Source organism: Micromonospora sp. NPDC051196 (assembly GCF_040682415.1).
Taxonomy (GTDB): Bacteria; Actinomycetota; Actinomycetes; order Mycobacteriales; family Micromonosporaceae; genus Micromonospora.
The window spans coordinates 86018-109033 of the sequence record NZ_JBFBAY010000011.1 but is presented as its reverse complement, the minus strand read 5'-3'; the positions used below and the strand labels follow the sequence as shown (position 1 = coordinate 109033).

The window sequence follows — 23016 nt, the reverse complement described above, 5'->3', positions numbered from 1 at the left end:
GCACCGCACCGCACCGCACCGCACCGCACCGCACCGCACCGCACCGCACCGCACCGCACCGCACCGCACCGCACCGCACCGCACCGCACCGCACCGGCGATCATGCACTTTTGGTCGCCGGTTTGCCGGGTAGCGGGCGTTTTGCGGGGTCAAGAAGTGCATGATCGCGGGAGGGAGACCGGGGGGGTCAGCGGGGGACGGGGGTTATTACGGAGGTGGTGAGGCGGTCGTGCAGGCCGCGACGGTGCTGGTCCATCAGGAGGGCGGGTACGACCAGGGCCAGAAGCACGCCGCGCAGCAGGGCCCGCAGCAGGCCGATCCGGCCGCCGTCGTTCCAGTTCACGCAGCGGATCCGGGTCAGGTACATGCCGGGGGTCTGGGCGAACAGGCCGAGGAAGATGGTGTACTCCACGATCAGCACCAGCACCGGCGCCCAGCCGTCGCGGGTCGGGCTGGCGAACAGGCCGGCCGCGAGCAAGCAGAGCACCCAGTCGATGATCAACGCCCCGAATCGACGACCCAGTTCGGCCGGTACGAAGTCAGGGTCGGCTGCGGGCGGCGTCGAGGCGTGCGGCTGGGTGGTCACAGCGGCCAAGATTACTCAGCGCTGCGGCACAGGCCCGGCACAGGCCCGTGCGAGTGGCGCAGAATCGGACCAATCGCAGGAAGTTTCACTAGACTGACCCAGCCGGACCAGTCCCTCCGGTCTCCGGCGCTCGCATCATGTCAGCCGTGACACACCGCGAGGGACGTAACACGGCAGAAACACTGGAGACATGGCCGGGCAACCCCACGGCCATAGCGTCGCCAAGAGCCTAGCTACCCGTGGACGTGCCAGGAGGACGAGTGTTCGCCAATCCCGAGGAACTCCTGCGTTACCTCAAGAACGAGGACGTAAAGTTCGTCGACGTTCGTTTCTGTGACCTACCCGGCGTCATGCAGCACTTCAACCTGCCGGTGGAGTCTGTCGACGAGAGCTTCTTCACCGACGGTCTCGCCTTCGACGGGTCGTCGATCCGCGGTTTCCAGGCGATCCACGAGTCGGACATGCTCCTGCTCCCGGACGTCGCCACCGCCTTCATCGACCCCTTCCGCGCGCAGAAGACGCTCGCGCTGAACTTCTTCATCCACGACCCGTTCACCCGTGAGGCGTACTCCCGCGACCCGCGGAACGTGGCGAAGAAGGCCGAGGCGTACCTCGCCGCCAGCGGCATCGCGGACACCGCGTACTTCGGCGCCGAGGCGGAGTTCTACATCTTCGACTCGATCCGCCACGAGACCTCGGCGCACCAGTCGTTCTACTACATCGACTCGATCGAGGGCGCCTGGAACACCGGCCGTGAGGAAGAGGGCGGCAACCGCGGTTACAAGACCGCGTACAAGGGTGGTTACTTCCCGGTGCCGCCGGTGGACCACTACGCCGACCTGCGCGACTCGATCGTGCGGCGCCTGATCGACACCGGCTTCACCGTCGAGCGCTCGCACCACGAGGTGGGCACCGCCGGCCAGGCGGAGATCAACTACAAGTTCTCCACCCTGCTGCACGCCGGTGACCAGCTCCAGCTGTTCAAGTACATCGTCAAGAACCAGGCCTGGGCCGCCGGCAAGACCGCGACCTTCATGCCGAAGCCGCTCTTCGGCGACAACGGCTCGGGCATGCACACCCACCAGAGCCTCTGGCTCAACGGTGAGCCGCTGTTCTACGACGAGACCGGCTACGCCGGCCTGTCCGAGACGGCCCGCTGGTACATCGGTGGCCTGCTGCACCACGCTCCGTCGCTGCTGGCCTTCACCAACCCGACGGTCAACTCGTACCGTCGTCTGGTGCCGGGCTTCGAGGCGCCGGTCAACCTGGTCTACTCGCAGCGCAACCGCTCCGCCTGCACCCGTATCCCGGTCACCGGCAGCAACCCGAAGGCCAAGCGCGTCGAGTTCCGCGTGCCGGACCCGTCGGCCAACGTCTACCTCGCCTTCTCGGCGATGTTGATGGCCGGCCTGGACGGCATCAAGAACAAGATCGAGCCGCCGGCGCCGATCGACAAGGACCTCTACGACCTCCCGCCGGAGGAGTGGGGCGACGTCAAGCAGGTGCCGGGCTCGCTGCCGGCGGTGCTGGACTCGCTGGAGGCCGACCACGACTACCTGCTCGACGGCGGCGTGTTCACGCCGGACCTGATCTCCACCTGGGTCGACTGGAAGCGGGCCAACGAGGTCGACCCGGTGCGCCTGCGCCCGACCCCGCACGAGTTCGCCATGTACTACGACTGCTGATTCAGATCAGCTCCGTTCGGGCCGGTTCCGCTTTCGCGGGGCCGGCCCGAACGCATCGGGGACCACCCGACAGCTACTGCCCCGCCCCTGTCCGGTCACCCTGTCGAAGCTGCCGCACACTGTGCGGACAACGTGACAGGAAACCGACAGGAGAAGTGCCATGACCGTCCGCGGAATTGACCGGCCGTCGACCCGGCTGGAGGCCGCGAAGGCGTACGCGGAGCACGCGTGGGGACGGGGAACCGCCAAACGGGTCGCCACATTCGACAACGGCACCCCGTACGTGCGGGCCGGTGGGGTGGCGCAGTTCCTGACCTGGTTCGTCGACGCGACGGTGTGCCTGTTCGGTGTCGGGGTCTGTGTCGTCGTCCTGGCCCTGCTGCATGACGGCGGGCAGGGCCTCTCCATCGATGCCGTCACCGCGCTGGCGATCTCGTCGTGCTTCGTGGTGCCGATGCTGTACGGCCTGTGCTACGGCAACGGCCGAGCGCTCGGTGCGGTCCTCACCGGTACGCAGCTCGTCCGGGCCAGGGACGGCGGTCGAATCGGCCTGAAGGGCTGCTGGGCCATGGTGGTCCGGACGGTGTTCATGCCGATCCTGTTCGGCATCGTGGTGCTGAGCGCGGCGACAGGACTGGGGGTGGCCGGTTCGCTGGCGCGGACCAGCATCGACCGTGCCGCCACCCGACAACTGCACGGCGCCGGCATCTGATGACCCCTCACCCAATACCTTCGCGTCCGATATATTGAGGCCATGGACACGCCGCTACGCGAACCGACCTTCCTCATCCTCACCGCGCTCGCTCGCGAGCCGATGCACGGCTACGCGATCATCGGTGAGGTTGCCGCCCTCTCCGACGGACGGCTCTCGCTGCGCCCCGGCACCCTCTACGGTGCGCTGGACCGGCTCACCGACGCCGGGCTGGTGGAGGTCGACCGCGAGGAGACCGTCGACGGTCGGCTGCGCCGCTACTACCGCCTGTCGCCGAGCGGAGACGCCACGCTCGCCGCCGAGACCGAACGGCTGCGGCGCAACGTCGAAGCGGCCACCGCCCGGCTACGCACCCGCCAGGTCCAGTCGCTGACCCCGCGTACGGCCGGGGGGTTGGCATGAACGAGTTGGAGCGCCGCTACCGGCGGCTGCTGCGGGCGTACCCGGTGGACTACCGGCGCGAGCGCGGCGACGAGATCGTCGGGACGTACCTCGACCTGGCGGTCCCTGAGCGACGCTGGCCCTCCCTCGCGGACGCCAACGACCTCCTGCGCGGGGGTCTGCGGCAGCGGTTGCGGGCTTCCGGCGCGACCGACCTGCTCCCCGGGGTACGCATCGCCGGGCTGCTCGCCCTGACCACTGCCGCCTTCCTGGCCGGCTTCTGGGCCACGGTCGAGCGCAACGGCCCGAACCCTGAGTGGGGTGTCCCGAGTTTCGGCCCGTTCGTCTCGGTCGGCGTGATCGCCTGGTTCGCCTGGCTGGCGCCGGCGCTGCTGATGCTCGTCGCGCCGGGCAGAGCGACCCGGGTGGCGGTCACCGTGGCGGTACTGGCGACCGCGGTTGTTCCGGTGGTGGGTGGGCTCGCCGGGGCACCCCGGCCGCCGCTCTACGTCCTGGCCCCACAGCTTGCCCTCGGGGTGTTGGCGCTCGCGGTGGGTGACCGCCTGCCGCTGCTCGCGCGGGCGCTGCCGGGCGTGGCTGCGCTCACCGGCGTCGGCACCGCGTTGGCCCTGGTCGGGCCGGGCAGCTACTGGGGCTGGTACGGCTGGACGGCCGAGCAACTCCTGCCGGCCACCGGCACGGTGCTGCTGGTGGTTGCCTTCCTGCTCGCGATCGGGCTTGGCATGCGGCGCGACGAGCGCGGCGGTTGGGCCACGGTGGTGCTGCTCACCCCGATCGGCCTGCTCAATCTGCACATCCTGGCCGGTGCGGTCGACGGCCTCGCCAGCGGCGCCCCACGCCCGACCTACCCGACGATGGTGGCCGCTGCCATCGCCGTCGCCCTGCTCGGCCCGGCCCTGCTGCCAGCCGCCGTCGCGCTACGTCGCCGGCTGCGCGTACGACCGGCCGCCTCCTGCCCCACCTGCGGCGCACACCGCTGACCGGGTGCCTCGATCGATGACGGTGCGGCCCGCCGGGCCGCACCGTCATCGTGCAGCAGCCGCCGTGACGGACCCTCGACGGCTGTCAGGGCCGGGTGGGCCGGCCGGGCAGCGGCTGACGCCGGAGCAACACCCAGAGCACGGCGGCCAGCACCAGCACGGTCATCGCCACCGCGCCGGGCGCCTTCACCAGCCGAGCCACGTTGGTGCCGTCCGGCAGGGCGAGGAAGGACGCCGCCGCGCAGGGCAGCACGAACCACGCGGTCCGGCTCGCCGTGACCGCGAGCACCGCCAGCGGCCAGGTCGCGTACCAGGGGTGGAACACCGGCGCCAGGACCACAGTGGCGACCAACGCCAACCCCGCACCTCCGAGCACCAGCCGCCGCTCAGCCACCGGCGCATCGATGCTGGAGTCAACGCCCACCGTCTGGTCAGCCTGGTCCACGGCGCGTAGCGCGGACCAGGTCCGCCACCAGAGATACACCAGGAAGCCGGCCAGCAGGACCAGCCCGACGGCCCGCGCCACCGGCACCGCGCCGAGTTGCCGGCCGACCAGCTCACCGGCGTAGTCGACGACCATGCCCACCGCCGTCGGCGGTGAGGTCCATTGCACGGTTTCGCCGCTGCTCCCCAGCCCACCGATCCAGCCCAGCCCGAGACCGGACAGCAGCGAGGTCACCACCATGGCACCGAGCACCCCGACGGCCAGCAGACCACCGTCGCGCAGCAGCGCCGGCAGGGTCGGCCGACCAGGCACGGCGGCCAACGCCGCGAACGGCAGCACCACTGCGGCGGTGGCCTTCACCGACACCGCCAGCCCGAGCAGCGCCCCGGCTACCAGCAGCCGGGCAGCCGACAGCGCCACGGCCCGGCCCGACCGCAGCCGGCCCGGTCCCGCCGCCGGGCGGCCCGGACGGCGGACCAGGAGCAGTAGACCGGGCAGGAGCAGGCCGAGCATCACCGCGTCGTTGTGCGCGCCGGCCACCAGGTGTACGCCGACCAGTGGGCAGGCCAACACCAGCCAGGTCGCCCGTCGGGCCGGCACGCCGGCCGCCCGGGCCAGACCGGGCAGGCAGAGCGCGGCCACCAGCAGCCCCGCCACCGCCAGCACCCGCAGCAGCACCATCGTGCCGACCAGGCCACCACCGAGCACCACGGCCAGGGCGGCGAGCAGCACGAAAAACGGGCCGTACGGGGCAGGGGTGTCCCGCCAGACCGGCGCAACCGCGTCCAGCCAGGGGCAGCCGGCCGCCGCCACCCCGATGGCGTACGGGTCACCACCGTCGGCGTACACCCAGCCCTGGCAGGCGTACGAGTACACGTCTCGGCTGCCCAACGGCGCGCTGAACAGCAGCGGGAACGTCCACAGCCCGGCAGTACGGTACGCCCAACGGGCGGACGGTGCGCCCTCGCGCAACACCCACCAGGCCCCGACCATCGCGGCGGTACCGACCAGCCACAGGACCACGGTCAGCGGGCCGGTGCCGGAGTTCCAGACCCGGATCGTGGTGGCGCCGGGCAGTGCACCACCGAGGTATCCGGCGACCACCAGCAGCAACGCCCCGGCCAGCCCGATGTGACGGGCGGCGCGGTCGCGGAGGCAAGCAGGTCGGGCGGCGCCGGGGTCGGTCACCGGCGTACCTCTCCTCAGTCGACAGGAACGGGGCGGCGGGTCGCTCTCGCCGACCGTACCAAGCGAACCGCCACCACGATCACGAACAGTGTCATCAGCGGCGCACCGATCGTCTTCGTGTGCCGGGGCAGCCCGGTACCGTCGGCCAGCACATGGAACGCGGAGTACACGGTCACCGCGCTGAACCACCAGGTGCGGTGCGCGGTGGCGGCGAGCAGGACCAGCGGCCAGACCCAGTACCACGGGTGGAACAGCGGAGCCAGTGCCACCGCCGCGGTCAGCGCCAGGGCGGCGTGCCACAGCGGGTCCCGGTACCGGGCCCGGAACCACAGCCAGACCAGCAGCGCCGCCAACACCACCATGGCGATGCCGCGGGTCACCGGCAGCGCGTCGACGTGCAGGCCGAACGGCAACGCCAGGTAGCCGATGGTCTGCCCGACGGCGGTCGGCGGTGAGGTCCAGGCGATCACCTCGTTGCCGTGCGAGAGCCCGGTGATCCAGCCGAGGTCCAGCCCGGCGGCCAGGGTCACCCCGAACAGGGTGGCCACCGCGCCGCCGACCACCGGCGTACCGTCGCGCAGCAGACCACGCAGGGAGAAGCCGTTCGGGATCGCGGCGAGCGCCGCGAAGGGGACCACCACCAGTGCGGTGACCTTGATCCCGGCGGCCAGGCCGAGCACCACCCCGCCGGCCAGCAGTTGCCAGGTACGGCCCGGCCAGGTGACCACGATGGCCAGCCCGGCCACCATCAACCCGACCATCATCGCGTCGTTGTGCACCCCGGAGATCAGGTGCACCCCCACCAGCGGGCTGGCCAGGGCCAACCAGAGCGCCCGGCCGACCGGCACACCGCAGCGGCGGGCCAGCACCGGCAGGCAGGCCGCGGTGAGCACCACGCCGGCCACGGCGAGCAGCCGGAACAGCGCGATGCTGCCGAGCAACGAACCGGTCGCGGCGACCACCGCGCCGGATATCACCACGAACAGCGGACCGTACGGCGCCGGGGTGTCCCGCCAGATGTACGACATGGTGTCCAGCCAGGGGCAGGGCAGGGTGGAGACGCCGAACTCGTACGGGCTGATGCCGTTGGCGTAACTGGCCCCCTGGCAGGCGTACGCGTACGCGTCGCGGCTGCCCAGCGGCGGGGTGACCAGGAACGGCAGGATCCACAGGCCCGCGGTGGTCAGCGCCCAGCGGGCCGACGGCACCCGGTCGCGCAACACCCACCAGGCCACCGCCATGGCGATGGTGCCGAACAGCCACAGCCCGATGATCAGCGGCCCGTTCGGGCCGAGCCAGATCTTCACCGGGTCGGGTCGCAGGTCCCCGTCGGGCAGGGCACCGCCGAGGAAGGCAGCCACCGCCAACATGATCGATCCGGCTAGTCCGGTCCAGCGCACGAGGTGATGGGGCACGCCCGCCATGCTGCCAGACTCGTCTTATCAGCAAACCGGGCAGGTCAACAGTGATTCCTCGGTATCAGGTCGCTTGATATCGAGAAATCACCCGGGGTGCCGACGCTGACCTCGGTCCATCCGTCACGCCCCGGCCGCAGGCAGCCGTCTCCACTTGTCAGGGAAAGCCAGCGTGACCACCGGACCCGGACCAGCACCTCCCCAGCCCGATCGCTGGTGAACCGCACCCGGGCCTGATCGGCGGCGACCAACCGGCCCGGCACGCCGACCAGCGGCGCGTGATCGACGACGGCATAGAGTCGCCAGTCCGCGCTGCGCCACACCTCGCGCAGGTAAGGCAAGCCGGCGAGGACGAGTTCGGCCTCGTCCCGCGCCCACCGGTCGGGTACAGCATCGGGCGCGACAGCGACGTACTCGACCGCGTTGTCGCGCAACCAGCGCGCGTACGCGTCGGCGGTCAGCCGATCTGCATAGTAGAGAGCGTTGCGGTCGGCATCGACCTGCCGCTCCCAACCCCGGGCCACCGGCACCGTCGGCGGGACGTACGCCGACTCCCAATGGTCCCTCAGCGGCACCACCTCGACCCGGCCCACCGGTTGCCGGCGGGCCAATTCATCGGTGAGCGGCCGGTAGAACGCCACGGAACTTTCCGCCGAGCCGGCGCGCAGCACATCGCCGACCATCACCGGGTTCTGCCACCAGACGGTGGCGGCGAGCAGACCGGCCAGCCATGGCCCGGGCACCGGGGCGTACCCGGCCATCAGCGGCAGACCGAGCAGCATCGGCAGCCGCAGGCTGTTGGAACCGATCGGACTGGGCAGGTAGTAGGCAGTCACCACCAACACCACAGTGAGCAGCGCGCCGATCCGCAACACCCGTTGCCGAGGCCCGACGAGGGCGTACACCAACACGGCCAGCGCCACGTTGGTGCGCATCGACTCAGCTGAGTACGGCTGGATGCCGCCGTTGCCGAACAGCACCGTCATCGGCGTGATCGCGAGCGCCGGGGCGAGGCAGAGGACAAGGCCCTCGATCGGCGACCGGTCGACCCGCCAACCCCCGGGCAGCGGCCGTCCGGCACCGTCATCGCGGCGCAGAGCGGCCAGCAGCAGTGCGGCGCCGGCCAACCCGACGAAAAGCCCGGCGACCGGGCTGGCCCAGGTAGCGACCACAGCGAGCAAGGCGCCCATGGCGAGCCGCAGCGGTCGGGCCAGCCGCTGCGCGGTGATCGCGCAGAGTGCGAGCAACCCGAACGCGAGCCCTACGGCGAAGGTGATCCGGCCGCTGGCCAGGTTGCCGACCAGCACCACGGCGCCCAGGATGCTGGCGAGCAGCGGCCGCCGGGCGCCAGACCGCACGAACAGCCACGCCAGCGCCGCCGCCGACACGACCGCCGCCACAGCGCCCAGTAAGCGCACGCCGATCAGTGCACCGAGTAATTGAGTGAACAGGCTGTAGCCGAACTGGTTGATCCCGCCGTACCAGGAGAGGTCGACCGGGGCCAGGCCGAAGCGGTCGGCGAAGGCGGCGCGGGCGACCTGCGCCGACAGGTCGGTACCCATGGGCGGGGCGAGCATGAACGCGGCGGCGAGGAGCACCGACACCACCAACGCCGCAAGGACGGGACGCACGGCTGGTTCACGGCTGGTCGTCGGCACCGAGCAGTCGTACCACGCCGGATACGGGCCGCCCGGCCGGGCCGACATCAGCTGTCCAGGACGCGTTGGGTGGCGGTGCGGGAGCGGCGGCCGGTGCGCAGGTACTCGTCGAGGAACTCACCTGGGTCGTCGGCGCCGAGCAGACGGACCACGCCGGCCAGTTCCACGCCGTGCCGGGGCAGTTGGTCGCCGGCCCTGCCCCGGACCAGCATCAGCGCGTTACGGACCTGCGCCGCGAGGGTCCACCCGGCCGCCATCGCCTCGGCGTCCGCCGGGTCGACCAGACCGGCGTCGCGGGCGGCGGTGAGGGCGTCGAGGGTACGCGTGCCGCGCAGCGCCGGGTACGCCCCGGCGTGCCGCAGTTGGAGCAGCTGCACCGCCCACTCGACGTCGGCCAGGCCGCCCCGGCCCAGCTTGGTGTGGGTGGCCGGGTCGGCGCCCCGGGGCAGCCGCTCGGTCTCCACCCGTGCCTTGATCCGGCGGATCTCGATGATCTGCTCCCGGGTCAGCCCGTGCGCCGGGTAGCGGACCGGGTCGACCAGCTGCTCGAACCGGGTGCCCAGGTCGGCGTCGCCGCAGACGCAGCGGGCCCGCAGCAGCGCCTGTGCCTCCCACACCTTCGACCAGCGGGCGTAGTACTGCTGGTAGGCGGCGAGGCTGCGCACCAGCGGCCCCTGCCGGCCCTCCGGGCGCAGGTCGGCGTCGACGCCGAGCGGCGGATCGGGCGCGGGCATGCCGAGCAGCCGACGCAGCTCCTCGGCGATGGCCTGGGCGGCGGCGCTGGCGGCGCTCTCGCTGACACCTTCGGGCGGCTCGTAGACGAACAGCACGTCGGCGTCGGAGAGGTAGTTGGACTCGTACCCGCCCAGCCGGCCCATGCCGATCACCGCGAACTTCAGGCCCGGCATGGGCGGCTGGGCGGCGCGGGCGGTACGCAGCGCGGCGGCGAGGGTGGCGTCGGTGACGTCGGAGAGGGCGGTGCCGACCGTCGTGATGTCGGCCAGTCCGGGGGTGGCACTTTCACCGTCCGGGCGCGACGGTGCCAGCGAACCGGCCCGGCTGAGCACGTCGGCGCAGGCGAGGCGGAGCAGTTCCCGGCGGCGCAGCGCGCGGACCGCCCGGGTGGCCTCGACCGGGTCGGTGTGCCGGTCCGCCGCGGCGGCGAACCCGTCGCAGAGCACCTCGCGGGGTCGGGGTCGCAGCTCCGTCTCCTCGGCCAACAGGCGCAGCGCCTCCGGTTCGCGGGCGAGCAGGTCGGCGACGTACCGGGAGGAGGAGAGCACCCGGGCCAGCCGGCGGGCCACCGGCCCGGAGTCGCGCAGCAGCCGCAGATACCAGGGGGTGCTGCCGAGGGAGTCGGAGACCTGGCGGTAGTTGAGCAGCCCTCGGTCCGGTTCGGGTGCGTCGGCGAACTCGCTGAGCAGCACCGGCAGCAGGGTGCGTTGGATGGCGGCAGTGCGGCTCACCCCGCCGGTGAGGGCCTGGAGGTGACGCAGCGCCCCGGCCGGGTCGGCGAAGCCGAGGATCTCCAGCCGGTTGCGGGCCGCCTCGGGGGTCAGCCGCAGGCCGTCGGCCGGTACCCGGGCCACCGACTCCAGCAGGGGGCGGTAGAGCAGTTTGGCGTGCAGCCGGCGTACCTCGGTGGCGTGGGTGACCCACTCGGCGCGGAACTCCTCGACGGCGCTGCGCCCCGGGGTGGCGGTGTAGCCGAGGGCGGTGGCCAGCCAGCGCAACGCGTTCGGGTCGGTGGGCACGGTGTGGGTCCGCCGCAGGCCCTGAAGTTGCAGGCGGTGCTCGACGGTACGCAGGAAGCGGTAGCCGCGCAGCAGCGCCTCGCCGTCGGCCCTGCCGACGTAGCCGCCGGTGACCAGCGCCCGCAAAGCGGGAATGGTGCCGGGTGCACGCAGCGAGTCGTCACCGCGCCCGTGTACCAGCTGAAGCAGCTGCACCGCGAACTCGATGTCACGCAGCCCGCCCGGACCGCGCTTGATCTCGCGCTCCAACTCCTTCGGCGGAATGTGGTCGATGATCTTGCGACGCATGGCCCGGACGTCCTCGACCGCCTCCGGGCGCTCGGCCGCCTGCCAGACCAGCGGCGCGAGCGTGTCGATCCACTCCTGGCCAAGCGCCAGGTCACCGGCGGCCGGGCGGGCCTTGAGCAGTGCCTGGAACTCCCAGGTGCGCGCCCAGCGCCGGTAGTAAGCCAGGTGGCTGGCCAGGGTGCGCACCAGCGGGCCCCGGTTGCCCTCGGGACGCAACGCGGCGTCCACCGGCCAGGCCACCAGCCCGCAGATGTGGATCAGCCGGGTGGCCACCGTGGTGGCGGCGGCCAGGTCGTCGTCCTCGGCCGCCACGAAGATCACGTCCACGTCGGAGACGTAGTTGAGTTCACCGCCGCCGCACTTGCCCATCGCCACCACGGCCAGCCGGGGTACTGCGGTGTTCTCGGGCAGTTCGGCCACGGCGATCCCGTAGGCGGCCGCCAGGGTCGCGTCGGCCAGCGCGGAAAGGGCGGCCATGGTCTGTTCCAGGCCGCGCCCCCCGGTCAGGTCGGCCGCTGCGATCCGCAACAACGCCAGCCGGTACGCCCGACGCAGCATCGCCACCGGGTTACCGGTACCGCTCACGTCGAGCCGCCCGTCGGCGGTCGGCGCGAGCCCGTCCGGCTCGGTACGCAGCACCGTCCACTGGTCGGGATTGGCGACGAGATGGTCACCCAGCGCCGAGGAGGCCCCCAGCACGGCGATCAGCCGACGGCGCAGTCCCGGATCGTCGTGCAGGGCCGCGAGCAACGCCGAGCCCGCCCCGATACCGCCGGTACCGATGCCACCCGCGATGTCCGGGCCGCCGGCCGCCGTGCCGTTGGGGCCGTGCTGGGCGCGACGCTCCGCCTCGACCAGTCGGTGCAGCTGGCGCAGCGCCAGGTCCGGGTCGGCGGCCCGGGACAGCGCGGTGAGCAACTCCTGGGCCGGCTCGCCGGTCGGTTCCTGGGTCTGCGGTCGCCACAGGTCCAGTCCGGTCGGGCCGAGCAGGTCAGCGGCGCGGATGCCGCCGTCGGAGTCGGCGACGTCGAAGCCGTACCGGGCGAGCCGGCCGGTGGCGCTGGTCGGCCGGCCCATCAGTGCCCGAGCAGCGGCAGGTTGCGGCGCGGCCCGTCGTCGTCGAGTTCACCGAGGGCCAGCGCGGCGAAGCGGGCGGCGAACGGCTGCCAGACCTCCTCGACATCGACCATCACCGCGTTACAGGCGGAGACCACCAGATCCGGGTCGTAGCCCAACTCGGCCAGCAACGCCGAGTCGGTGGCCCAGTCGGCGATCATCGCCGTGTCGCACTCGATGTGGAACTGAAGGCCCCAGGCCCGGTCGCCGAGGCGGAACGCCTGGTTCGGGTAGCGGGTGGAGGCGGCCAGCAGGGTGGCACCGGCGGGCAGTTCGGTGATCTCGTCGGCGTGCCACTGCAACACGTCGGGGATCAGCGGCACGTACCGGAACAGTGGATCGGTTTCGGCGGCGTCGCGCCGGCCGACCACGGCGGGGCCGACCTCCGGTCCGGACGGGCTGCGTTCGACGGTGCCGGCGTGGGCCGTGGCGAGCAGTTGCGCGCCGAGGCAGATGCCCAGGGTCGGCAGTCGGTGTCGGACCGCCTTGCGCAGCAGTGCCTCCACCTCGGGGAACCAGGGGGCCGCGGGCACCCCGTCGGCCGGGTAGGCCTGCTGGTCGCCGCCGAGCACCACCAGAGCGGCGTATCCCGCAAGGTCGGCGGGGAGTTCGTCGCCGGCGTGCGGGCGAAGCACGGACAGGTCGAGACCTGCCTCGGTCAGCCACTCCCCCAGCCGTCGCGCATCGTCGGTCGGGTCGTTCTCGATCACCAACGCAGTTGCCACGCCGTCGAGGCTATCCGGTCCGGCCGAACAGGTCCGCGCGCGGGACTAGGCTCTCCGGCTGTGTCCGACCACACCGCGCCTGACCACGTCGTACGCCCGCCGGCACTGCGCGAGGGCGACACCGTGATGCTGGTCTCGCCCTCCGGGCCGACCCGCCCGGAACGGGTGGCCCGGGGCATCGAACTGCTCACCGGCTGGGGTCTGCGGCCGGTGCTCGCCCGGAACGTGTACGCCCGGAACGGCTATCTGGCCGGTGTCGACGCGCTGCGCGCCGCCGACCTGAACGCCGCCTTCACCGACCCGCAGGTACGCGGGATCATCTGCACCCGGGGCGGTTACGGCGCCCAACGGGTGGTGGACGCGATCGACATGGCGGCGGTTCGCCGGGATCCGAAAGTGGTGGCCGGCTTCTCCGACATCACCGCCCTGCAACTGGCGCTGTGGCGCGGTGCCCGGCTGGCCGGGGTGCACGGGCCGGGAGCGGCCTGGCGCGACGATCGCACCCCGCTGGCCTCCGCCGAGTCGCTGCACGCCGCGCTGACCACCGCCGAGCCGGTCACCGTGCCCGCCGTCGAGGGCGAGGAGACCTTCGCCGTACGCGTACCGGGGCGGGCGGTGGGTCGGCTGCTGGGCGGCAACCTCTGCCTGATCGTGGCCTCGCTGGGTACCCCGGACATGCCCGACCTGACCGGGGCGGTGCTGCTGCTGGAGGACGTGCAGGAGCCGCCGTACAAGGTCGACCGGATGCTGACCCAGCTGCGCCGCGCCGGTGCGCTGGACCGGCTGGCCGGGGTGGCGGTGGGCCAGTTCACCGACTGCGCGGACGGCTGGGCGGTCAGCGTGGCCGACGTGCTCACCGAGCGCCTCGGCGACCTGGGCGTACCGGTGCTGGGTGGGCTGCCGATCGGCCACGGCCCCGGCCAGCTCACCGTCCCGGTGGGCACGCTGGCCACCCTCGACGCGGACGCCGGCACCCTCACCGTGGCTCCCGCCGTTTGCTGACCGTCTGACCCGTACCGGAACCCGAGTGCGGACATGTCCGGTTTTCCGGGCCGAATTGCCAGCTCGCTGACAGGTTCGCCACGGGCCCCGCCCAGACTGGCCGGTCACTGTCGGTGACGTCATCGCATCACCTACGAGTTGGAGGACCGATGTCCCGCACGATCTCGAAGAAGCACCTGCTGGGCGGACTGGCCGCTGCGGGTGTGCTCGCCGTGGGGATTGCCGCTCCCACCGTGGCGCTCGCCGACGACAAGGCCAGCCCGAGCCCGAGCGCCAGTGCGAGCGCGGAGGACCGCAAGGACGACCAGCGGCCGGAGCGCGGGGAGCGCCAGCAGGCGTTCGCCGAGGCACTGGCCGAGGAGTTGGGTGTGCCCGCCGAGAAGGTGACCGAGGCCCTGGAGAAGCTCCGCGAGCAGCACAAGCCGCAGGGCAAGCCGGACGGCGAGCGCCCCGAGGGTCGCGGCGGCGACCGTGAGCGTGGCGGCGACCACCAGCGCGGTGGCGACCATGAGCGTGGCGGCGACCGTGGGCCGCAGGGTTCCCCCGAGGACCGCAAGGAGGCCATGGCCGAGCGACTCGCCAAGGCGGTCGAGGAGGGCAAGCTCACCCAGGAGCAGGCCGACGCGATCACCGCGGCTGTCGAGGCCGGCGTCTTCGGCGGTCCCGGCGACAAGGGCGACAAGGGCGATCAGGACGACACCGCCGGCAAGTGACGCCCGTCGCGGGTACCTGACGCAGGGCCGTACCGCCTGGTGACAGCCGGCGGTACGGCGGCAGGACGGGGGCGGCATCCGACAGCTGGATGCCGCCCCCGTCGGCGCTTTCGACCGGGCCCGGTCGCCGATCCGGGCCCGGCCCGGGTCACCTCAGGTACGGGCCGGTCTCGCCGATCTTCCCGGGGGCCGGGTTGCCGGGCAGGCTGAGCACGTACACCCGCAGGTTTCCCTTACCGCTGACCGAGGCGGTCAGCGTGCCGTTCGTGACGACCTTGACGTCCCCGGTCACCGCGTCGGTGTAGGTGCCATTGGGTACGCCGCTGAAGGTGGCGCTGCCGGAGACGGTGACCAGCGCGAAGCTGTCCACCCCGCCGCCGGTGAACCGGCGCTTGTACGCCATCTGGTTGCCGCTGATCCCCTCGGTCGAGTACTGCCCCTTCTGTAGCGCGGGAATGGCCCGGCGGATCTGGTTGAGCCGCTGCACGTGCTTGACCAGCGGCTTGTCCAGGGTCTGGGCGACCGTGCCGGTGGCGCTGGCGACCACGCCGAAGTCGGCGGCGGTGACGCTGCCGGCCAGGTGAGCGCCGTAGTAGGCCCGTCCGGTGGTGGCCAACGGGCAACTCGGACCGCAGTCGATCGGGGCGCCCTTCTGGAACTCGATCTCCGAGCCGTAGTAGAGCGTGGGGATGCCCCGGAACGTCCACATCAGGCTCATGTTCTCCGCCCAGGCGTCCGTGCCGCCGGTGTACCGCACGGAGGACTTGTTCGGCCCGTAGTCGTGACTGTCGACGTAGACGACGTTGTAGGTCGCGTCGTTGTAGCTGTCGTCGGAGTCCCGCCCGTTGCCGAAGGCGTTGTTCGCGTCGCCGAAGTTCATGTGCATCCGCATGTCGATGACGTTCATGCCGGAGAACCGCGAATGGTCGGGCGAGTGGTAGCTGTTGCCGCGCAGGAAGGCGTTGTCACTGGTCGGCTGGTTGCCGGTGCCGAGCAACTGCTCGTAGTCGTACTGCTCGATCGCGGCCCGGACGTCGTCCGGGCTGTAGTCGCGGCGTTCCTTCCAGGTGAAGAACTGCGCCGAGTGGTTGACCGAACCGCGGTTCCACTTGTCGTTGACGAACGCGGCCACCTCGCCGAAGACGTAGAAGTCCTTGCCCTTCTCGCCGTGCCGGGCCACCGCGTGCTGCTGGATCGCCGGCAGGAAGCGGCGGTTCCAGGTGACCCGCGGGATGTGTACGGCGGTGTCGATCCGGAAGCCGTCCACGCCCATGTCGATGTACTTGTTGTAGACGTCGATCAGGTACTGCTGCACCTGGGCGTTCTCGGTGTTGAAGTCGGCCAGGTCCTCGTGCAGCCAGCAACTGCGCGAGTCCTCGCCCTCCCAGTTGCCGATCCAGCACTGGTGGTAGAGATCCGCCGGGAACAGGCCGCTGGTCGGCACGGGCCACTGGCAGTGGTAGACGGTGTAGCCCTCCCGGCTGTAGGAGCCGTTCGGGGTGCCCCACCGCAGGCAGCGGTTGCCCGCCGGGGCCGACGACGACCACAGGTCACCGTTGTACGGGCGACCCTTGGCCTGGGCGTTCTGCGCGGCGGTCAGCGTCGGGTCGGCGCCGTCGTGTTCGACCATCGGGTCGTACTCCCGGCCGGCCTGCGGCTGGTCGTAGTACCACTTCCACTGCTCGTCGCGGACGCCGTACACCGTGGGGGTGAACAGGCCCTTGGCGCCCCACCGTGAGCTGTGGTTGTAGACCACGTCCTGGAAGATCTTGATGCCCTTGCGGTGTGCGGCGTTGATCAGATCCTGGTAGCTCGCGCCGGGGCTCTCCAGGCGGGGGTCGACCCGGTGGAAGTCCCAACCGTGGTAGCCGTGGAAGTCGTAGTCGGAACGGTTGAGCACCACCGGGGTGATCCAGATGGCGGAGAAACCGAGGGCCTTGATGTAGTCGAGCTTGTCGACCAGTCCCTGGAAGTCGCCCCGGAACATCGGGTCGTCGTTGGCCGCGTTGCCGGAGCGCACGTGCTGACTGCCGCCCCGGTTGTTGCCCGGGTCGCCGTCGGCGAACCGGGCGGTCATGACGAAGTAGATGGTGTCCTCGCGGGGGTCTCCGCCGAGCGGGGAGCCGCCGGCCGGCGCGGGCGGCGCGTCGCCGGTGGTCGCGGTCGCCGGGTCGCTCGCCGCCGACCGGTTGCCGGCCTCGTCGCGCGCCCGCACCGTCCAGCGGTACGCGGTACGTGGCGACAACGCGCTCTCCACGTGGCGGGTGCCGGTGGTGGTGACGGTGACCGATCCCGTCGTGCCGCCGGTGCGGGTCACCTCGTACCCGGTCACCGCCCGGTCGTCGGTCGACGCCGTCCAGCTCAGGGTGACCCGGACCCCGTCCACCGTGGCATTGAGCCCGGTCGGGACGGACGGTGCGGTGGTGTCCGGCGGTGCGGGCGGCCCGCACGGGTCGGCTGCGGCGGGGGTGACCACGCCGCCGGAGACGGTGCTGCGGCCGGTGCCGATGGTGTAGTCCGCGCCGTTGTTGTTGTCCCACTGGCCGGCACCGTTGTTGAAGGCCGCGGTGAGACCGCCGGCCGATCCCAGGTCGAGCACCTTGCGGGCCCAGCCGGCGCAGGCCACCTCCATGGCCACCCCCGGCACCGCGGTCCAGGTGCCGCCGGTCGGGCGGTAGTGGATGTTCGCGGCGCTCCAGCCACGGGTGGTGAGCCGGTAGTAGACCTCGGCGGTGGCACCGGGTCCGGGTGTGCCGCTCGGCGTCGGGGTCGGCGAGGGGCTGCTCCCGGCGCACGGGTCGCCACTGCCGATCCGCCCGCCGGAGACGGTCACCGTGCCGGTGCCGAGCCGGTAGTTGGCCCCGTTGTTGTTGTCCCAGGTTCCCGTGCCGTTGGTGAAGACCACCTGTAGGCCGGTGGCGGCACCCAGGTCGATGCTCTTGCGCCGCCAGCCGGTGCAGGCGGACTCCATGGCCACGCCGGGGACAGGGGTCCAGGCAGCACCGTCGACGCCGTAGTGGACGTTGACCGAGGCCCCCCAGGCGGCCGGCGGCTGGTAGTAGACCGTGACGGTGTTGGCGGCCGCAGCCGCCGTCACGGGCAGCAGGCTGACGGCGAGGCCGGCGGTGAGGGCGAGAACGCCCCCCCGTCCCCGCCATCGACCGCGGCCGCCCGTACGGCTTGTCGAACGGTGTTCCATGGCTCTCCTGACACCCCGCGTCGGGCTCGGCCCGGCGCATCAACGCGAAAGGTGTTGCAAGCCCTTGCAGCAAAGGTTGCGAGGAAGTTACCAGCCTGTATCCCTCGCGCACCAGAGACAGTTCTCGCTGTCGATGGATTTACGCTGGCCAACGCTCTGGAAGAGTTCGCAAGCTTTTCAGGATCATCCACAGTCGCCCGCTTCCGTCCGTCACCCGGACGCAGAACACCCCGGCCGGGCGCGGTGCCCGGACCGGGGTGGAAGGCCTGATCAGCTCAGGCGATGCAGGCGCAGACGATCAGCGCGGCACCGAAGTGGCTGGCGGCGCTGACCCGGGCCACCGGGTGCGGCTCGTCGGAGCAGATGACCTCGCCGAGCTTGCCGGGGGTGAGCAGGTCCAGCACGACGAAGGCCAGCGCCATGATGCCGAGGCCGATCAGTCCGAACAGCACCGTGGATGCCAGGCCCTTGGCGAAGTCGTGGTAGCTGGTCAGGATCGCGGTGAACACGATCCCGGCGACGCCGAGCTGGTTGGCGGCGAGCAGCAACCCGGCGTTGGCGTTACGGCGTACCCAGATCAGGTCCCGCAGCTTGCCGGGGGTGAGCAGGTCGACCAGCCCGAAACCCGCAGCCATCAGACCGACGCCGACGACACCGAACACCACACTCTGCCAGGCTCCGCTGAGCAGATCCTCCAACACCGACTGCCTCCCCGACCGTCACTCCGGCCGGCAGGCGCCGGCACGGTGATCGAGACGATAGCGGCAGGCCGCAACGGCCGGCAGCCCGGCGGTCGGGTTACAGCGACAGGTAGTGCTGGCGCTCGTACGGGGTGACCTCGCGACGGTACTGCTCCCACTCAGCGCGCTTGTTGCGCAGGAAGAAGTCGAAGACGTGTTCGCCGAGCACCTCGGCGACCAGTTCCGAGCCGGCCATCACGTCGATCGCCTCGGCCAGGTTCTCCGGCAACGGCTCGTAACCCATGGCCCGCCGTTCGGCACTGGTCAGCGCCCAGACGTCGTCCTCGGCGCCCGGCGGCAGCTCGTACCCCTCCTCGATGCCCTTCATCCCGGCGCCGAGCAGCACCGCGAAGGCGAGGTACGGGTTGGCCGCCGAGTCGGGCGAGCGGATCTCCACCCGGGCCGAGTTGGGCTTGCCGTACGCCGGGACGCGGACCAGCGCGGAGCGGTTCAGGTGCCCCCAGCAGACGTACGCCGGGCTCTCGGTGACCCGGTCCGGCAACGCCTGCGGGAACAGCCGCTTGTACGAGTTCACCCACTGGTTGGTGACCGCGGTGTACTCCCGCGCGTGCGCCAGCAACCCGGCGATGAACGCCCGGGCCACCTTGGACAGCTTCATCGGGTCGCTGGGGTCGTGGAACGCGTTGCGCTCCCCCTCGAACAGCGACAGGTGGGTGTGCATGCCGCTGCCCGGCTGGTCGGTGAAGGGCTTGGGCATGAAGGTGGCCTGCACCCCGGTGGAGAGCGCCACCTCCTTGACCACGTGCCGGAAGGTCATGATGTTGTCGGCGGTGGTCAGCGCGTCGGCGTAGCGCAGGTCGATCTCCTGCTGGCCGGGGGCGACCTCGTGGTGGCTGTACTCCACCGAGATGCCGATCCGTTCCAGCGCGAGCACCGCCTGGCGGCGGAAGTCGCGGGCCACCGCGTGGGTGGTGTGCTCGAAGTAGCCACCGGTGTCCACCGGCACCGGCACCGAGCCGTCCGCCGGCCCGTTCTCCAGCAGGAAGAACTCGATCTCGGGGTGGGTGTAGAAGGTGAAGCCCTTCTCGGCCGCCCGGGACAGCGCCCGGCGCAGCACGTGCCGGGGGTCGGCCCAGGACGGACTGCCGTCGGGCAGCAGGATGTCGCAGAACATCCGGGCGCTCTCGCCGCTGACCCCGCCCTCGAAGGGGAACACCTGGAAGGTCGTCGGGTCGGGCATGGCCACCATGTCCGACTCGAAGACCCGGGCGAAGCCCTCGATCGCCGAGCCGTCGAACCCGATTCCCTCGTCGAAGGCGGCCTCCAACTCGGCCGGGGCGACCGAGACGCTCTTGAGCGTGCCGAGCACGTCGGTGAACCAGAGCCGGACGAAGCGGATGTCCCGCTCTTCCAGCGTACGGAGGACGAACTCCTGCTGACGGTCCACTGCCCCAACCTTCCGCGACTCTATGTCCGCCTTCGACCGGGCTTTGCCCGACCTGTCCGACCAGTCTTCACCGGCCCGGTTACGCAGACGTTACGCGAACCGCCGTCGCCACGTCCCGCGCAGTCCCGACCGGCGGTCGCACCGCCCGGTCAGGGGGATCGGCTGTCCACGCCAACGTGTCGACCTCACCCTGCTGGGGCAAGATGAGGACATGCCCACCCTGCGTCTCGCTCTGTGCCAGGTCAACCCCAGCGTCGGCGATCTCACCGGCAACGCCGACCTCGTCCGCGCCTGGTCCCGCCGGGCCGCCGACGCCGGCGCCCAGTTGGTGCTGTTCCCCGAGATGATGCTGACCGGCTACCCGGTGGAGGATCTGGTCTTCCGGCGGTCCTTCGTCGCCGCGTCGAAGGCGGCGTTGGACCGGCTCGCCACCGATCTCGCCGCCGACGGGCTGGGTGAGGTGCCGATCGTGGTGGGCTACCTGGACGCCGACGGCCCGCCGCAGGTCAGCGGCGACGCCGAACCGGGTCGCGGGGCCCGCAACGCCGCCGCGCTGCTGCACCGGGGCGAGGTGCAGGTCAGCTACTTCAAGCACCACCTGCCCAACTACGGCGTCTTCGACGAGGACCGCTACTTCGTGCCCGGGGACACGCTCACCGTGGTCCGGCTCGGCGGGGTCGACGTGGCGCTGACCATCTGCGAGGACCTGTGGCAGGCCGGCGGGCCGTTCGCCGCCGCCCGACAGGCCGGCGTCGGCCTCGTCGTCAGCATCAACGGCTCGCCGTACGAACTGAACAAGGACGACCTGCGGCTGCCGGTGGTCCGCCGCCGGGCTGCCGAGGCCGAGGCCACCATCGCCTACGTCAACATGGTCGGCGGACAGGACGAGTTGGTCTTCGAGGGCGACTCGATGATCGTCGCGTCGGACGGCACGCTGCTGACCCGGGCGCCGCAGTTCGTCGAGCACCTGCTCGTCCACGACGTGGAGGTGCCGCCGGCCGCCGACGCCGACGAGGTGGCCGACGGCGTACCGGTCGCCGGAGGACTGCGGCTGATCCGCCGTACGGTCGAGGGCATCCCGCCCGCGCCGTCCGGCCCGGCGGCGGTCGGCGGGGTCATCGAGCCGGTCGCCGACGAGGCGGAGGTGTGGCAGGCGCTGGTGCTCGGGCTGCGCGACTACGTGAACAAGAACCGCTTCCCGTCGGTGGTGCTCGGTCTCTCCGGCGGCATCGACTCGGCGGTGGTGGCGGCCATCGCGGTGGACGCGATCGGACCCGACCGGGTGGTCGGCGTCTCCCTGCCCAGCCAGCACTCCTCCGAGCACAGCCGGGAAGACGCGGCCGACCTGGCCAAGCGCACCGGGTTGGACTACCGGATCGAGCCGATCCAGCCGATGGTGGACACCTTCCTGGCGAACCTGTCGCTGTCCGGGGTGGCGGTCGAGAATCTCCAGGCCCGGGTACGCGGGGTGATCCTGATGGCCCTGTCGAACCAGGAGGGCCATCTGGTGCTCACCACCGGCAACAAGAGCGAACTGGCGGTCGGCTACTCCACCCTCTACGGCGACTCGGTCGGCGGCTTCAACCCGATCAAGGACGTGTGGAAGACGCTGGTGTGGCGGCTGGCCAAGTGGCGCAACGCCGAGGCGACCCGGCTGGGCCTCACGCCGCCGATCCCGGAGAACTCGATCGGCAAGCCGCCGAGCGCCGAGCTGAGCCCGGGCCAGCTCGACAGCGACACGCTGCCCGACTACGACGTGCTCGACCCGATCCTGATCGGCTACGTCGACGGCGACCTGGGCCGCGAGGGCCTGGTGGCTTCCGGCCACGACGCGGCGATCGTGGACAAGGTGCTGCGGATGGTGGATACCGCCGAGTACAAGCGACGCCAGTCCGCGCCCGGCACGAAGATCTCCATGAAGGCGTTCGGTCGGGACCGACGGCTGCCGATCACCAACCGGTGGCGCGAGGACGGCTGATCCACCACCGGCCTCGGCCGGAGTGACATCCTCCACTGCGACCTGCCGCGACCGGGGCCGACGGTGCGACGATCGCGGCAGAGCCCGGGGACCGCGTACGCGGCCTCGAGGAAAGGAGACAGTCATGGTGGAATCCACCCCGACCGAGGTGACCGCCCTCTACGGCGGCCCGGCCACCAGAAGGGTCCGCACCCGCGATCTGATCGCCGCCAAGGAACGTGGCGAGAAGTGGGCGATGCTCACCTCCTACGACCAGTACACCGCCTCGATCTTCGACGCCGCCGGCATTCCGGTGCTGCTGGTCGGTGACTCGGCGGCGAACAACGTGTACGGCTACGAGACCACTCTGCCGGTGACCGCCGAGGAGCTGCTGCCCCTGGTCCGGGCGGTGGTCCGCGCCACCCGGCAGACGCTCGTCGTCGGCGACCTGCCGTTCGGCTCGTACGAGGAGGGGCCGACGCAGGCGCTGCGGACCGCCGTACGGTTCATGAAGGAGGGCGGCTGCCACGCGGTGAAGCTGGAGGGTGGCCGACGCTGCGCCGACCAGATCGCCGCCATCGTCGGCGCCGGCATCCCGGTGATGGCACACATCGGCTTCACCCCGCAGAGCGAGCACACCCTCGGCGGCTACCGGGTGCAGGGCCGCGGCGACGCCGCCGAGGAGGTACTCGCCGACGCCCGGGCGGTGGCCGAGGCGGGCGCCTTCGCGGTGGTGTTGGAGATGGTGCCCGGTGAGGTCGCCAAGCGGATCACCGGCGAGCTGGCGATCCCCACGGTGGGCATCGGTGCCGGCCCGGAAACCGACGCCCAGGTGCTGGTCTGGCAGGACATGGCCGGCCTGCGCACCGGCCGCGCGCCGCGTTTCGTGAAGCGTTACGCCGACCTGGCCGGCGCGCTGGGCGAGGCGACCCGCCGCTTCGCCGACGAGGTACGCGGCGGCGAGTTCCCGGCCGCCGAACACACCTTCTGACGGCCCACCGCCGCCGGACCCTGGTGCCGGGATGCGATCGCGCCAGGATCCG

General features: G+C 71.5%; 17 protein-coding genes. 8 read left to right on the top strand and 9 right to left on the bottom strand.

What is annotated here, in order from left to right; genetic code table 11:
• Positions 1-187: 187 nt before the first annotated feature.
• A complete protein-coding gene (locus AB0M35_RS21230; protein WP_363747362.1) occupies positions 188-523 on the bottom strand; it encodes an RDD family protein in 336 nt (111 codons plus the stop codon).
• Positions 524-846: 323 nt separating this feature from the next.
• Here AB0M35_RS21230 and glnA (AB0M35_RS21225) point away from each other — a divergent pair, with 323 nt between their 5' ends.
• The 4 genes from glnA (AB0M35_RS21225) to AB0M35_RS21210 all read left to right on the top strand — a co-directional run bounded on the left by glnA (AB0M35_RS21225) (position 847) and on the right by AB0M35_RS21210 (position 4365).
• Positions 847-2271: a type I glutamate--ammonia ligase gene (gene glnA, locus AB0M35_RS21225; protein ID WP_363747282.1), complete on the top strand. Its 1425-nt coding sequence runs from the start codon at positions 847-849 to the stop codon at positions 2269-2271.
• A 160-nt stretch (positions 2272-2431) separates the two neighbouring features.
• Positions 2432-2983: a hypothetical protein gene (locus tag AB0M35_RS21220; RefSeq protein ID WP_363747281.1), complete on the top strand. Its 552-nt coding sequence runs from the start codon at positions 2432-2434 to the stop codon at positions 2981-2983.
• Positions 2984-3025: 42 nt separating this feature from the next.
• Positions 3026-3385, top strand: coding sequence for a PadR family transcriptional regulator (locus tag AB0M35_RS21215; protein WP_363747280.1), 360 nt, complete (start codon positions 3026-3028; stop codon positions 3383-3385).
• Positions 3382-4365 carry a hypothetical protein gene (locus AB0M35_RS21210; RefSeq protein WP_363747279.1) on the top strand — a complete coding sequence of 328 codons (984 nt, stop codon included), beginning with the start codon at positions 3382-3384 and terminating at the stop codon, positions 4363-4365. The genes AB0M35_RS21215 and AB0M35_RS21210 overlap by 4 nt, the downstream gene beginning before the upstream one ends.
• An 85-nt stretch (positions 4366-4450) precedes the next feature.
• Here the strand turns inward: AB0M35_RS21210 and mptB (AB0M35_RS21205) are convergent, their stop codons facing one another.
• The 5 genes from mptB (AB0M35_RS21205) to AB0M35_RS21185 are packed head-to-tail and all read right to left on the bottom strand — an operon-like array spanning position 4451 to position 12954.
• The gene (mptB, locus tag AB0M35_RS21205; protein ID WP_363747278.1) at positions 4451-5998 is read right to left on the bottom strand and encodes a polyprenol phosphomannose-dependent alpha 1,6 mannosyltransferase MptB; all 1548 of its coding nucleotides are present in this window, start codon (positions 5996-5998) and stop codon (positions 4451-4453) included.
• A 14-nt stretch (positions 5999-6012) separates the two neighbouring features.
• On the bottom strand, positions 6013-7413 hold the full coding sequence (gene mptB, locus AB0M35_RS21200; RefSeq protein WP_363747277.1) for a polyprenol phosphomannose-dependent alpha 1,6 mannosyltransferase MptB: 1401 nt from the start codon (positions 7411-7413) through the stop codon (positions 6013-6015).
• A 44-nt stretch (positions 7414-7457) separates the two neighbouring features.
• Positions 7458-9071: a hypothetical protein gene (locus AB0M35_RS21195; protein ID WP_363747276.1), complete on the bottom strand. Its 1614-nt coding sequence runs from the start codon at positions 9069-9071 to the stop codon at positions 7458-7460.
• Between the two features lie 47 nt (positions 9072-9118).
• Entirely contained in the window at positions 9119-12190 is a 3072-nt protein-coding gene (locus AB0M35_RS21190; protein ID WP_363747275.1) for a bifunctional [glutamine synthetase] adenylyltransferase/[glutamine synthetase]-adenylyl-L-tyrosine phosphorylase, read from the bottom strand.
• Positions 12190-12954 (bottom strand): type 1 glutamine amidotransferase, encoded by a 765-nt coding sequence (locus AB0M35_RS21185; protein WP_363747274.1) that lies wholly within the window; start codon positions 12952-12954, stop codon positions 12190-12192. Before AB0M35_RS21185 ends, AB0M35_RS21190 begins: the two co-directional genes overlap by 1 nt.
• Before the next feature lie 126 nt (positions 12955-13080).
• Between AB0M35_RS21185 and AB0M35_RS21180 the strand changes: the two genes are divergently transcribed.
• Positions 13081-13956, top strand: a complete 876-nt coding sequence (locus AB0M35_RS21180) for an LD-carboxypeptidase (RefSeq protein ID WP_363747361.1) — start codon at positions 13081-13083, stop codon at positions 13954-13956.
• Positions 13957-14105: 149 nt separating this feature from the next.
• Positions 14106-14669 carry a hypothetical protein gene (locus AB0M35_RS21175; RefSeq protein ID WP_363747273.1) on the top strand — a complete coding sequence of 188 codons (564 nt, stop codon included), beginning with the start codon at positions 14106-14108 and terminating at the stop codon, positions 14667-14669.
• 148 nt (positions 14670-14817) lie between these two features.
• Here the strand turns inward: AB0M35_RS21175 and AB0M35_RS21170 are convergent, their stop codons facing one another.
• The 3 genes from AB0M35_RS21170 to glnA (AB0M35_RS21160) form a co-directional block, all read right to left on the bottom strand.
• On the bottom strand, positions 14818-17766 hold the full coding sequence (locus tag AB0M35_RS21170; protein ID WP_363747272.1) for a carbohydrate binding domain-containing protein: 2949 nt from the start codon (positions 17764-17766) through the stop codon (positions 14818-14820).
• A gap of 377 nt (positions 17767-18143) precedes the next feature.
• On the bottom strand, positions 18144-18569 hold the full coding sequence (locus AB0M35_RS21165) for a DUF350 domain-containing protein (RefSeq protein WP_363747271.1): 426 nt from the start codon (positions 18567-18569) through the stop codon (positions 18144-18146).
• 97 nt (positions 18570-18666) lie between these two features.
• The gene (gene glnA / locus AB0M35_RS21160; protein WP_363747270.1) at positions 18667-20016 is read right to left on the bottom strand and encodes a type I glutamate--ammonia ligase; all 1350 of its coding nucleotides are present in this window, start codon (positions 20014-20016) and stop codon (positions 18667-18669) included.
• A gap of 211 nt (positions 20017-20227) precedes the next feature.
• Here glnA (AB0M35_RS21160) and AB0M35_RS21155 point away from each other — a divergent pair, with 211 nt between their 5' ends.
• Both AB0M35_RS21155 and panB read left to right on the top strand, forming a co-directional pair.
• On the top strand, positions 20228-21994 hold the full coding sequence (locus tag AB0M35_RS21155; RefSeq protein WP_363747269.1) for an NAD+ synthase: 1767 nt from the start codon (positions 20228-20230) through the stop codon (positions 21992-21994).
• A 124-nt stretch (positions 21995-22118) separates the two neighbouring features.
• Positions 22119-22964: a 3-methyl-2-oxobutanoate hydroxymethyltransferase gene (panB, locus tag AB0M35_RS21150; protein ID WP_363747268.1), complete on the top strand. Its 846-nt coding sequence runs from the start codon at positions 22119-22121 to the stop codon at positions 22962-22964.
• Positions 22965-23016: the final 52 nt, after the last annotated feature.

What these genes read in the sequence shown, in the direction of transcription:
- AB0M35_RS21220 (WP_363747281.1), top strand. Translation starts at nt 2,432, where the DNA reads ATGACCGTCCGCGGAATTGACCGGCCGTCGACCCGGCTGGAGGCCGCG.
- AB0M35_RS21215 (WP_363747280.1), top strand. Translation starts at nt 3,026, where the DNA reads ATGGACACGCCGCTACGCGAACCGACCTTCCTCATCCTCACCGCGCTC.
- AB0M35_RS21210 (WP_363747279.1), top strand. Translation starts at nt 3,382, where the DNA reads ATGAACGAGTTGGAGCGCCGCTACCGGCGGCTGCTGCGGGCGTACCCG.
- AB0M35_RS21190 (WP_363747275.1), bottom strand. Translation starts at nt 12,190, where the DNA reads ATGGGCCGGCCGACCAGCGCCACCGGCCGGCTCGCCCGGTACGGCTTC.
- AB0M35_RS21180 (WP_363747361.1), top strand. Translation starts at nt 13,081, where the DNA reads ATGCTGGTCTCGCCCTCCGGGCCGACCCGCCCGGAACGGGTGGCCCGG.
- AB0M35_RS21175 (WP_363747273.1), top strand. Translation starts at nt 14,106, where the DNA reads ATGTCCCGCACGATCTCGAAGAAGCACCTGCTGGGCGGACTGGCCGCT.
- AB0M35_RS21155 (WP_363747269.1), top strand. Translation starts at nt 20,228, where the DNA reads ATGCCCACCCTGCGTCTCGCTCTGTGCCAGGTCAACCCCAGCGTCGGC.
- panB (WP_363747268.1), top strand. Translation starts at nt 22,119, where the DNA reads ATGGTGGAATCCACCCCGACCGAGGTGACCGCCCTCTACGGCGGCCCG.